This window comes from Pseudoalteromonas sp. SG41-5 (genome assembly GCF_014164495.1).
GTDB lineage: Bacteria > Pseudomonadota > Gammaproteobacteria > Enterobacterales > Alteromonadaceae > Pseudoalteromonas > Pseudoalteromonas rhizosphaerae.
In genome coordinates, this window is the sequence record NZ_JACJFH010000056.1 from 19555 (window position 1) to 31922 (window position 12368).

Here is a 12368-nt window from a genome sequence, read left to right on the forward strand (position 1 = left end):
CTGCATAACGGCTGTAAATCTAAATGCTCAGTCGTTATAGTCTCTGCAGCGGATTAAATGCTTAACCAATGAACTTAGGGCTATGCTTGATAAATTCAACAGCTAGCATAGATAAGTTTATCGCTATACGGAGAATTACTTTTGCAGCTGTGCAACAGCAATTCTGCTTACTGCCATTTGGCAGAATTTTTGTTTTTTCTTACAACTTTGAGAGCGCATGTTGAGTGGTTAACTTGGGTGTTTAACATTATGATAAACATTATTTAAGCTTTAAATCATTTGAAGGTAGTTATGAGCGCCACACAGTCAGCACATCTAAAACAAAGAGAGCTGCCTAACTCTTTTTAATTACGAGAATATAAAAAGCAGGCACCGCAATCAGTGTCTGCTCTTACATTTTAACCCCCCACAATTAAGACGGGGGTTTTATGCTTAATTACGCTTGCGGTTTAATTAAGTATTTTTCACCTGTGGCATGTTTCGAGTAAGCCTCAATTGATTGTAATTGTAAGGCCTCTGGCAATGACACTTCATGGGTGTAATTACTTGCAAAGGTTGTGGTAATTTCATCTGCAATACGTTTACGCATTGCAATTACCATATTAGTACCAAGTTTGCCTAGTGCATTAAATAGTAAGAACCCATTAACACCCCACGCAAAGCCAAAGTTGCGATTTAGCGTAATTGGGCCGCGGTTTAAGGCACCATAAATATAAACTTGCTTGAAAGTGTCAGAGCCATAAACGCTGTATTCTGTAATGTCACGAGTTGCAGCGACTTCCATACAGTTAAGAATGTCACTCGTTAGTTGGCCACCACCAATTGGATCAAACGCAATCGTTGCACCGGTTTCGATAATTGCGGCTGTTAAATCAGCAAGGAACGTATCATTACTTGAGTTAACAACATACTTTGCCCCCATATCACGTAGTAACTTTTCTTGCTCCGGCTTACGTACAATATTGATTAAATCAACACCATCGGCAATACAAATTCGATTTAGGATTTGACCAAGATTAGAGGCCGCTGCGGCATGAATAATCGCTTTATGGCCTTCAGTACGCATTGTTTCAACCATTGCTAATGCAGTAAGTGGGTTAACAAAAGCCGACGCACCTTCTTTAGCCGTCGTTCCTTCTTTTAATTCTAAGCAGCTTTGCACATTTGCGCATATAAATTTGCGATACGTACCACCACCAATTACAGCAACAGTTTTACCCATTAATGCTTGTGCAGCTGGCGATGAGCCTGCGGCCACAACCGTACCTGCGCCTTCATTGCCAACGGGTGTGGCTTTACCAACACGTGTTTTAAGTGATGGCATAAATTGAGCAGGAACATCAGCGGTAATAACTGGGTTTTGCTCAGTACCAGTTTGCTTTGCACTGGACATATCAGCGGCGCTGAATAAAACGCCTAAGTCAGATGGATTTAATGGCGTAGCCTCAATACGAATCACTACTTCATCGGCACCAGGTTGTGGCATATCGATATTTCTTAGGGCAAGCGTTAGTTTATTATCTTCACTGATAGTTGAAGTAAGTTGGATATTTGTATCTGTCATAATGTTCGCTCCTGATAATGTGTATTAATTAGTGCAATAGCTAAGTGTTATTTAGCATGTGTTATCTGAATATGAGCTTGCGTAAAGCTGGCTCGACTCAACAACACATAAAAATGTAATGTAAACGCATGCGTTTAGGTTAAGTACATTATTACTTGTTTAAATTTGCTTATATATAGGAGAAAATGCGAATAACTTTTGTCTTTAAGACAATAATGTTATTTATTGAAAGGAGAGGTTAGATGGATCAACTACGGGCAATACGCTACTTCATAAAAGTTGTTGAAACGGGTAGCTTTACCAAAGCGGCGAGCACGTTTAATGTGCCGCCTTCTTCTTTATCAAGACGAGTGGTTGATCTAGAAAAAAGCTTAGGAGCAACGCTTTTAAAACGCACAACCCGGCTTGTGAAGCTGACAGAAGTGGGGCAAATTTACTATAACGACGTTCAGCAAATAGTAAACCAGTTAGAGCAAAGCCACGAAACTGTGCGCAGTTATCAAACAACACCAATGGGGCGCTTATCAATAAGTTCGATGGTAAGTTTTGGTGATAAAATATTACTACCGTTGTTAGATGAATTTAATGCGTTATACCCTGAAATTATACTCGATGTTAGCTTCAGTGATGAACTATCGACATTGGGCCGTGACGATGTTGATATTGCTATTCGCGGTGGTTATGCACCCAATGAGCGCGTGTTAGCCATAAAATTGATGGACAATGAGTTTATTCCTGTAGCGTCACCAGGTTATTTACAGCAGCACGGTGTGCCTAGTCATGCTATGGCGTTAAAGCATCACAATGGCCTTTATTTTAAGACGCCACTAGGGCCAACCCCTTGGCTATGCAAAGTAGATGAGCAATGGCATGACGTGTCAGGGCCTGCTGTGGTTATTTCGAATAACGGAGCATGGCTTAGTAAAAAAGCCTGTAATGGGGAGGGCATTTTAATGTCAACTCGCTGGGCACTTGCTCCATACCTTGAGTCGGGCGAGTTGCAAGAACTTAAGTTTGAACATCAGCTTGCGGTAACGCAAAACTCTAATATGGCTATTTATTTGTTATATCAAAAACAGCGATATTTAGTACCAAAAGTGAAAGCCGCCGTAGATTTTTTGGTACAAAAAATAAAGGTAGAAGCCGATTGAGCACAAAGTTATAGAGCTTTCTATTAGCGTCACAGCACTGTTAATAAAATCTTTTTAGTTATTAAAGAAATTGAAAAATTAAATGAGAAAGCACACAAGTTGTGTTAAAAATAACCTTTAGATAGATGTTGTTAGCGAGGGAATGAAATGAAAATACAACTGTTGGTTTTACTGCCACTGCTAGTCAGTGCTTTTGTGAGCGGTTTGGTAAAGGCAAATGATGAAGTATTGTCGGTCGATCAAGTTGCGTTACAGGGAATGCAGTTTAGTTTTGAAAATGATGCGAAAGTAAGGCCTAAAAACAGTGATTTCAGTGTGGTTAACTCTGTGCTGATGAGCAGTGAGCAAGGCCGGCGAGTCGCAGTGGTGACAATTCGTAATGACGCGTCAGGTTCACGCATTTTACAGGCTGAACATATTATGGCGTTATTTGCCGATGGCAGACGAATATCGCCTATGGCTCTGGCTGACAATATTAAACTAGACGATGGTGAGCAGCGCACATTAACGCTGTCGTTTGGCGAAGACAATTTCCCGATTTTGAGCATCTTCACCAGTAATAATTTAAATTAGGAATAATAATAAAATGAAAGCGATGATCTGTGGATTGAGCTGTGCAGCACTTTTTAGTGCCACCAGTATTGCGCAGCACAGTAAGGAGTTTGTGCCTGATAATGTGTTTACTCAAGGCGTTGAAGGACCTGTTTTTTATAAGCAGCATTTATACGCAGTTAATTTTGCTGATCAGGGCACCATTGGTAAGGTTGATAACAATGGTAAAGCCAGCTTATTTTTAAAGCTGCCAAATGACAGCGTTGGTAATGGTTTGCAATTTGATGGCCAAGGTAATCTCTATATTGCGGATTATGTAAATCATAATATTTTAAAAGTGCCTGCTAATAGTAAAAGCGTTGAGGTTTTTGCTCATAATAAAACCATGAATCAACCAAATGATATTGCCATAACTAAACGCGGTGTGTTGTTTGCCAGCGACCCTAATTGGGCTGATGCTACCGGCAAATTATGGCGTATAAATACAGATGGCAGTACTCAATTATTAGAAGAGAATATGGGCACCACCAATGGTGTGGCGGTTAATAACAGCAATAGTAAACTCTACGTAAACGAAAGCGTGCAGCGGATTATTTGGCAATATGATCTTGATAGTGAGCTAAACATCAGCAATAAGCAGCCGCTGATCACATTTGACGATCATGGTATGGACGGCATGCGTGTTGATAACCAAGGTAACCTGTATGTAGCCCGTTATGGCGCAGGTGTTATTTTAAAAATTAGCCCCGCAGGTAAGATATTGCAAACCTATACTTTAACAGGGCAGCATCCAACCAATGTGGCATTTAATGATGGGCAAACAAAGCTGTTTGTCACCATGCAAAAACGCGGTGCGATTGAAGTGATAAATGTGGAGTAAAACTGCGGACATTCTGTGGGAATTGACTTAGTTGTGATTGTTTAAAGACCCTAATTTGCACAAAGAGAAGTGAATGAGGGTAAATGAGACACCCAGAAATACGACGGGCAACGGATTAATCCTAGCACCTAGATATTTTTCTAGAACCTTTACCCATGTAGGTCGCTATTTATGGCGTCAATATTTTCCTCATCAGCGCAGCGTCTCATGACTTCTTTGTGAATAAGTTACTTAGAGTCCATCTGCAAGATGAGTAGCAAATGTTTTGATTCAACTAATCTAATATGAAAAGCGCACCGGGCAGGGTGCGCTTTAAGGGTTTAATCCTGTGTTGCTATGAGCAATTTGGGATTAACTAAAAACTCGGTGAGTAACGAACTGCAACGCCCACTGTACGGCCAATAACGCTGTAATCACTCACAGTATTAAAGTGGTTAGCGCCAATGTCAGGTGTTGGTGGTGCTTTGTCAAATAGATTATCGATACCAAAGTTAACGGCGATAGTGTCGGTTGCTTGCCACGATGCAGCAAAGTCCATGTAGTCTTGTGCTGAAATTGTTTCTGTTCTATCTACAGCATAGTCTACTTCACCGATTCTGCGCCAGCCTAATTGGAAGTTCATGGTATCTAGCTGCCAATCAAAGGTGGCGCGATGTTTATAATCGGCTTGTAAGATACTCGCAAAATCGCCTGAACACGCGCTACCGTAAGTGCCTTTACAATCAACTTCGGCTACGGTGCTATTATTTTGGCGAGTTTGTTTTGTTACAAAGTTACCTTGGTATGAGAGCCTAAAGCGACCGCCTAAATCCATTGGTGCATCAAATACATAGTTGGCTGCTAAATCGATACCAGCTTGTTCAATCGCTGCAAGGTTAAAGTCATTTACGATCGCGGTGCTAATAAAGCCCGTGTTTGGATCGCGAAGTACTGCGCCACACAATGGGTTGTTCGGATTTGGATCGTCGATATAGCAGCTTTGTAATGCTGCAGCAGGTTGAATTTGACTTACCGCATCGGTTACACGAATGCTATAGTAATCAAGTGATAGGTCAAAGTCCTCAATGTAACTTGGAGTATAAACTACACCTAACGTATCTGATTCTGCTTGCTCAGGCTTGATGTTCGGATTACCGCCGTAAGTATACTCGGCTGTTGTTGAGTCATACTCAGTGCCTACTGGTGGTGCGCCAAAAGCGGCACATTGCGCTGCGTCCCCCGTACCTAGTAAACATGGATCGCCATTAAAGCGACCAGCAAAGCGTGGTACAAATTGGTCACTATTTTGGTCAAATAAAGCTAATGATAACCCCGTGATCGGACTTGCGAATTCGCCTAAGTTTGGTGCTCTAAATGCAGTGAGCTTATTAGCACGAATACGGATATCATCGTTAATTGCCCAGTTTATGCCAAGCTTATAAGTGTCTTCGGCTTCGGTGTTTGAATAATCAGAAATACGGTAAGCACCTTCAAAACTAAGTTCTTTAGCAAATGGCATATCAATTAAGATCGGCACTAAAATTTCTGCATAAAACTCACTACTGTCGAAGCTGGCGTCCATATCAAATGCGCTAACAGAGGCAAAGCTAGTGCCATTTCTAAATGCATCCCCTGGAGTTTGCTTGCCCGTTTCTTTGCGGTACTCATAACCAATTGCAAAATCGACATAACCGGCAGGTAATTCAAATAAGGCACTAGAATCGCCAGAGAGAGTTGCAGCAAATACACTTTGAGTACGTTCACGGGTGGTATATAACAGTGGATCGCTAAATTCATTTAGATCTAAATTAGGATCAAAAATATCGCTGCTATTGGCAATATTGCCAAAGCGACTATTGCCACTGTTATCATTTTTATAGCCATTGTTGTAAATTGTAGCGACTTCGTCAGTTTGACCGTATTGACCATAAATGTCGTAACGTAAATAATCGTTAATATCGCCTTTTAAACCCAGTTGAAATTGTAATGAATCACGCACGGCTTCAGTATGTTGAACGCCAAGGCCTAAATTACGCTCAACATTGACTAGCGCATTTCCATCAGCATCAAAGGTGAGTTGTTGGCGTAGTTCATCAGGAATATATTGGTTATCTTGTGTGAGGGTTACTTGTTCATTAACAAGAATAGGTGTTTGGCCGCTAGCACCAGCCCCATTAACGGTTACTTTTGAATACATAGCGCGGCCGTAAATGATTGCGCTGTCACTGGCATCCACATCAAATAATAACCCAGCAGAAAATCTATCCATTGGCTGAGTTAAATAACGGTCGCCGGTAAAGTCACTGGTTTGACGGTCGCTCACTACTTGCCCTGCATCATTAATCGCTAAACTGTTGCCGCTGGCAACATCGGTGTAAAACCCGCCGCTATTAATCATAGTTGCGCCATTATCTAAGGCATAATCACGTTCACCAGCAAGTAATTCTTTACGTTCAGAATAACCAAGGTAGCCAGTAATATGGCCACTACCATCAGCTATATCGCCACCAAAAATGGCTTCAAAATTAAGTTTTTCATTGCCACCATCAGCTGTTTCATAACTACTTGAAAACTCAGCGCCGGTAAAGTCATCATCAAGCACAAAGTTAACCACGCCAGCTACTGCATCGGCACCATAAACAGCAGCCGCACCGCCAGTTAAAACATCAACACGTTTGATCAAACCGGCAGGAATTGTATTGACGTCAACTGAGTTACGAAAACTAAATGGCACAGCGCGCGTACCGTCAATTAATACCAAAGTTCGGTTTTGACCAAGACCACGTAAATCAATAGTCGATGAGCCAAATGAGTCACCTACCGTTGCACCTGTACTATTAGCGCCCGCTGCGGCTTGTGGTAATTTTGCGGTAATATCTTCTACATTCACCGCGCGATCTAGGTGTATTTGTGCTTCGTCAACACTCACTACTGGGCTACTTGAAACTAATTCTGTTCGCTGAATTCGCGAGCCAGTAACCGTAATTACTTCAGGTTTTTTTTGCTGCACTTGTTGCTGTTCAGCGGCCAATAAAGCAGGGCTAGTAGTGGCAATAACTGCCAGTGCAATTGGTGATAGCAGGTGGAGTGGGCGCATTGAGTTAGGTTTGCAGTGTTTCATGGTCTGTTCCCGTGGTTATGTATTTTTTGCTATTATGAATTTTATCGTTGTCGGTACACTCAGTGTGTTGGTAAGTTTTAAAGCATTTTTAACGTATTTGCAATAATTATTCTTTCAATGTTTAAATTTAAGGTATAAAGTATTCTTTAGTTTGAAGTGAATGTACATTCATTAGTATTTTGATTTTTAAGGGTAAAAAGAATGCATCAGCATATATTACAACTGTATAACAGTGCTAAAAAACAACAAAGATTAATAATTGGTCTGATGAGTGGGACTTCATTAGATGGGCTAGATGTTGCATTGTGCAAAGTCTCAGGGCATGGCATGGACACCCAAATTGATGTGTTAGCCTTTGACACCGTTGGTTATGATGATGACTATAAACAGAAAATAAAAACAGTATTTGCCAAGCGCGAATGTGATTTGGAGTTAGTTACTTTACTTCACCCTTGGGTGGGGCAATTACATGGCAAAATGGTATTGCAGTGTTTAGCTAAATGGAAAGTTGCTGCAGCTGATATTGATGTGATTGCAAGTCACGGGCAAACTATTTATCACTGCCCTAAAAGTCAGCATAGCCAGAGCGATTTTAATCATGGCACTTTGCAAATAGGTGATAGCGACCATTTAGCGGTTACGACAGGTATTACCACGATTGGCGATTTTAGACAAAAGCACATTGCAGCGGGCGGAGAAGGCGCACCACTTGCGGTATATGGCGACTATTTATTTTTTAGCAGCTTAACTGAAAATCGTATATTACTGAATATGGGTGGCATTGCTAACCTGACTTTTTTACCACAATCTGCTGATGCGAGCGCTGTATTTAGCTCTGATATTGGCCCAGGTAATACCATTATGGACGCTTATATACAGCGTTATTTTGCGCCGCTTCATTATGACAAAGATAGTTTAATTGCCAACCAAGGCCAGATAAATCAGCCGCTGTTGGATGAGTTATGCCAAGATGAATTTTTTAATTTAGACTTTCCTAAGACGACAGGCCCTGAAGTTTTCAATTTGGCTTATTTACACCAAGCACAAACGACAACCAACACCCTACAGCTAAGCCACGAAGATGTGATGGCAACACTAAATCGATTTTCGGCGATGATGATTGCACAGGCTATTAATCAATGCAGTGAAAAATTAGCCGATGTTACAGTTTATGCCAGTGGCGGGGGAATACATAATCCACTGTTGATGAAGCATATTTTATCTTTGTGCCCACAGTTACATGAGATTAAAAATACCCATGCTCTAGGTATCGACCCAGATGCGAAAGAAGCAGTTTTGTTTGCGATTTTAGCGAACGAATGTTTAGCGGGTGGCCAGCAACGTTTTGGTAATCAAGCGCAGGGCATACCCACCATTACTATGGGTAAAGTCAGCTTTGCGGATTAAAATAATGATAAAAATGAACTACTAAAACTTGTCATATATTGGCGCAGTGAATGACTTTTAGAAACTAGAGCCGGCTCGTATTGTGGTATATAACCTGCGCCATATTCCTTGATTGCGACATCAAATTCAGCACTGTCTTTGAGGGTGGCATGTAAACCATGCAACATTAATTGCAGCACATATTCGTCGCTTTCATCACTGAGAGTTATTTTTTCAAGTGTCAGCGTTACCGTACCGGCTTCGATATCGCTCAGACGCAGTGTGTATTGCATAAAGTAACGTGCATCACGCGCTGCTATATGTGTTGCACTTAACGAAATAGTGTCGCCTTCATGCGCATCTTCTGGTAATACACAAAGCAGTGTAATTTCATGCTGCGCGTTTGCATTTAGATGCAGTGTATCGTACTCCATAGTATGTGCCATGGCAGCTGATAGCGGATCTTCAAAAGATTGCAGTGCAAAGTTCAAGCGCACTAAAGGAGTGGTCATTGAGGTCAGTCGTCTTTTCTAGGTTAATTAAATCGAATGGAAATTATCCTATAGTTTAATTGCAGATTTATGACTAATTGAACGTATTTTCATCATTTTTAACTTAGCGTGCTAAAACAATGCAGCAGCAGTTGTTTATAGGTAATATCAAGCTTATAAATTTTATAATAATAAATTTAAAATCCATTTTTAAATGTTTACTTAATAGCAGCAAGATTGGCTAATTTACAAACGGGTAATAGCACTCGCAATAAACTGTGATTTGGGTATAGTCAACTTAATATAAATAGCCGAGAATTATCATGTTTAAACGAATAGCGCTCTTTTTATCAGTATGTTTAGTGCCGCTACTGTCTTTTGCTGTAGATAATAAGCCGTTTGTAGGGCAGATAAGTGCGGCTGATTTACTTAACGATCATCAGCAATTTTCCAATGAATACAATAACTTTGTGCCAACTGTTGCCGATACACAAGCCATGCAAACACTCAAAGGTAAAGATATTTTGGTGTTATTTGGCACTTGGTGTCACGATAGTCAGCGTGAAGTACCACGGTTACTTAAATTACTTGATAGCTCCAAGGTGGCATTGGCCAGCTTAAAGTTGGTCGCTGTCGGTTATGATAAACGCGATCCTGAAGGGATTGCAGCACGCTACCAATTAAAGTATTCACCAACGATTATAGTATTAACAGCAGGCAAAGAGCTTGGGCGGTTAGTTGAAAAACCAAAGGCGTCTATTGCTTCAGATTTAAGTCAATTTAATCCAGTAACAGAGTAAAAGTATGAGGGATCAAATTATTGCTGCTATTTAGGTATTTGTTGGCTGTATTGTTTTAAGTTTAGTTTTTCACTTGGCACTGAAGAAGGTTGAACGTCGTTTTGATGGCCATGCCGCGGAATCGTTTCGTTTAATTTCAAACTCACAAAAAGCGATTTTGATTTTTATTGGCACTATATTAGCGCTCTCTAAGCTTGATTTTGATGTAACTGGTTTAGTCGCTGGCTTGGGTTTAACAGGGTTTGCGTTAGGGTTTGCGCTTAAAGATGCAATTTCAAATCTCGTTGCAGGGATAATGGTTGTGCTTTATAGACCTATTAAGTTGGGTGATAACATCGAGGTCGCGAGCTGTAAAGGTGTCGTGGTCGATTTAAACCTCAGATATATTACTTTACAGACCGATGGCTGTCGTCATTTAGTTCCCAATTCATTGATGCTCAGTAATAAAGTAACAATAAATAACTCGTAATATTTTCAACTAGCTAATTACAAATGAGCTGATTAAAATAGCCTATAAATCTAAGAGTGATGACTAAACTAATGTTTGAGCAAGTAATCGCGTTAATTGATGAAGCAAATAGCCAGGATCCTAATCAAGAACACTATGCAGGTAAAGTGTGGCCTAAAGAGCGTTTATATTCAGAGCGTATGACGCAGATGTTAAACCGTTTTAAACCTGATGCTGATGAGCTAATGCATATTGCTGTGAGAGCACAGCACATAAAGCGTTGGTGTTCGCCGCGAAGTCACTTTCCAATGGATAAACAAGGCTATCATCAGTGGCGCAGTGCGTTGTATGTTTTTCATGCCAGTACTGTGGTTGAATTAATGCAGCAAGTTGGTTGTTCTGATGTTGATCAGCAACGAGTATATGCAGCGGTTGCGAAAAAACAAATCAAGCGTAATCCTGATAGTCAATTGGTGGAAGATATCGCAAGTTTAGTGTTTATTGAGTATTACATGTTGGCATTTGTGCAAACAAAACCAGACTACGATGAGCAAAAGTGGATTGGGATTTTGCAACGTACGTGGCAAAAAATGTCTACTGAGGCACATGACTTTGTGTTGGCGGGTAATATTACTTTACCAGCGCCGTTAGTACCGCTAATTGAAAAGGCGCTTGCACCGAGTTAATATCTCACTGCGATGAGTAATAAAATGCAAAGGAACTGGATATGCGCTGCCCAAGGACAAATATAGAACTCACTAAACTAATGGTCGGGGGGATCGAGGTTTTCTCATCCGCCAATGGTGGGGTATTTTTTGATAATCGCCAGATTTTTAATTTTAGTGATCCATCTTTAAAAAGAGCGCTGGTGCTTGCTGAGCATTTGGCTGCTTTACCTGACACAGACGTTGATTTAACGGCACGAATTAATTGCCCTAAGTGCCCGAGTATCGTGATGATGCGGCGCTTTTTTACACCTCTTCATGTGGTCGAAATTGATGAGTGCCCAAGTTGTGCGGGTATTTGGCTAGATCCAAAAGAACTTAATAAAATTCACGACAATCACTTAACAGCGAAAGAAAAACAATTACTAGTGAACCAGCAAGCCAATAATCATGGTTTTATACATTTTGAAATACCGACTAATCGATTTAGCCAGCGAGGTATTAAGAAAAACCACAACAAAAATACCGAGAGTTTAGTTGAAATCGCTTTAGCTTCGTTTTTGGACTAACTCTGCAGAGCAACTTAGTCTTGGTTAAGTTGCTGTTTTACGTTTTGTACTTTCGCTAAAATTTGCTTATCAACAACCACAGGCAATACCAATTCTATATTTTCTAATGTGGCGATGACTTGTGTTTTCAACTGTGTCTGCTGTTCAATTTGCATAACTTTAAGTGTTTCAGCGGTTTGTAATTTTACTTGTTCAGTCACTAGCGCTTCAGTTGGGCTTAGTAGCATCAATGTTAGTAGTAATGTATTCATATTAATCTCCTTATTTAAATTACCGCTAAGATAAGGAAATTAGATGACAGTTACGTGTGGCTTATATTGCTACAAAGTTAAACTTTAATGCTGTTTTGATGAAGAGCTAGGCTTGTACTAAGCAGATCAAAGTACCTTCAATGGCTCTTACGTAGGCATAATATTGAGTTCCTCTACAGCTAGGGGGGCAAAGAGGCTCTGCGCCAGCAAGCACCGCTTTATCGTAACTTTCACTGAGATTAGTACAGCTAAAGCGCAGCTCAAAACCTAGCGCTGGTTGCTTTGGGTGAGCGCGGATATAACCTTGTTTAAAATGGGCTTGAGCATACGGGTGATTCGCAAAAGCAATTTTTACATCGCCAGTAGCAAGCTCTCCATATTCGGCATCATCGCTGAGGGCATGAGTGGCAAAACCAAACGCTTGAAAATAAAAGTCTAAGGTTTCTTCAACGTTATCAACATAGATAACCTGATTGATTAATTCCATTGATGACTCTATTTAAGTTTACAT

At 40.6% G+C, this 12368-nt stretch carries 13 protein-coding genes; 8 read left to right on the forward strand and 5 right to left on the reverse strand.

Features of this window, described 5'->3' with window-relative positions; genetic code table 11:
- Nucleotides 1-436: 436 nt before the first annotated feature.
- Nucleotides 437-1564 (reverse strand): zinc-binding dehydrogenase, encoded by a 1128-nt coding sequence (locus tag H5232_RS14650; protein ID WP_182831122.1) that lies wholly within the window; start codon nucleotides 1562-1564, stop codon nucleotides 437-439.
- Nucleotides 1565-1806: 242 nt separating this feature from the next.
- Between H5232_RS14650 and H5232_RS14655 the strand changes: the two genes are divergently transcribed.
- From H5232_RS14655 to H5232_RS14665, 3 genes are all read left to right on the forward strand, one after another.
- On the forward strand, nucleotides 1807-2715 hold the full coding sequence (locus H5232_RS14655) for a LysR family transcriptional regulator (protein ID WP_149981934.1): 909 nt from the start codon (nucleotides 1807-1809) through the stop codon (nucleotides 2713-2715).
- A gap of 147 nt (nucleotides 2716-2862) precedes the next feature.
- On the forward strand, nucleotides 2863-3288 hold the full coding sequence (locus H5232_RS14660) for a hypothetical protein (RefSeq protein WP_149981933.1): 426 nt from the start codon (nucleotides 2863-2865) through the stop codon (nucleotides 3286-3288).
- A gap of 13 nt (nucleotides 3289-3301) precedes the next feature.
- Nucleotides 3302-4147, forward strand: a complete 846-nt coding sequence (locus tag H5232_RS14665; RefSeq protein ID WP_182831123.1) for an SMP-30/gluconolactonase/LRE family protein — start codon at nucleotides 3302-3304, stop codon at nucleotides 4145-4147.
- A gap of 355 nt (nucleotides 4148-4502) precedes the next feature.
- On the opposite strand, the gene H5232_RS14670 is transcribed toward H5232_RS14665, so the two are convergent.
- A complete protein-coding gene (locus H5232_RS14670; protein WP_182762528.1) occupies nucleotides 4503-7247 on the reverse strand; it encodes a TonB-dependent receptor domain-containing protein in 2745 nt (914 codons plus the stop codon).
- 201 nt (nucleotides 7248-7448) lie between these two features.
- Between H5232_RS14670 and H5232_RS14675 the strand changes: the two genes are divergently transcribed.
- Nucleotides 7449-8654 (forward strand): anhydro-N-acetylmuramic acid kinase, encoded by a 1206-nt coding sequence (locus tag H5232_RS14675; RefSeq protein WP_182718263.1) that lies wholly within the window; start codon nucleotides 7449-7451, stop codon nucleotides 8652-8654.
- Here H5232_RS14675 and H5232_RS14680 read toward each other — a convergent pair.
- Nucleotides 8651-9145 carry a hypothetical protein gene (locus tag H5232_RS14680; protein WP_149981928.1) on the reverse strand — a complete coding sequence of 165 codons (495 nt, stop codon included), beginning with the start codon at nucleotides 9143-9145 and terminating at the stop codon, nucleotides 8651-8653. The genes H5232_RS14675 and H5232_RS14680 overlap by 4 nt on opposite strands.
- Before the next feature lie 302 nt (nucleotides 9146-9447).
- Between H5232_RS14680 and H5232_RS14685 the strand changes: the two genes are divergently transcribed.
- The 4 genes from H5232_RS14685 (at nucleotide 9448) to H5232_RS14700 (ending at nucleotide 11606) form a co-directional block, all read left to right on the forward strand.
- Nucleotides 9448-9924, forward strand: a complete 477-nt coding sequence (locus H5232_RS14685; protein ID WP_182831124.1) for a thioredoxin family protein — start codon at nucleotides 9448-9450, stop codon at nucleotides 9922-9924.
- Nucleotides 9925-9997: 73 nt separating this feature from the next.
- Nucleotides 9998-10393, forward strand: coding sequence for a mechanosensitive ion channel family protein (locus H5232_RS14690; RefSeq protein WP_182831125.1), 396 nt, complete (start codon nucleotides 9998-10000; stop codon nucleotides 10391-10393).
- 71 nt (nucleotides 10394-10464) lie between these two features.
- Nucleotides 10465-11058 (forward strand): DUF4202 domain-containing protein, encoded by a 594-nt coding sequence (locus H5232_RS14695; RefSeq protein WP_182831126.1) that lies wholly within the window; start codon nucleotides 10465-10467, stop codon nucleotides 11056-11058.
- Between the two features lie 41 nt (nucleotides 11059-11099).
- On the forward strand, nucleotides 11100-11606 hold the full coding sequence (locus H5232_RS14700; protein WP_145239731.1) for a zf-TFIIB domain-containing protein: 507 nt from the start codon (nucleotides 11100-11102) through the stop codon (nucleotides 11604-11606).
- Nucleotides 11607-11620: 14 nt separating this feature from the next.
- Here the strand turns inward: H5232_RS14700 and H5232_RS14705 are convergent, their stop codons facing one another.
- Entirely contained in the window at nucleotides 11621-11857 is a 237-nt protein-coding gene (locus H5232_RS14705) for a hypothetical protein (protein WP_182718269.1), read from the reverse strand.
- 106 nt (nucleotides 11858-11963) lie between these two features.
- The gene (locus H5232_RS14710; RefSeq protein WP_182718270.1) at nucleotides 11964-12344 is read right to left on the reverse strand and encodes a VOC family protein; all 381 of its coding nucleotides are present in this window, start codon (nucleotides 12342-12344) and stop codon (nucleotides 11964-11966) included.
- Nucleotides 12345-12368 lie beyond the last annotated feature (24 nt).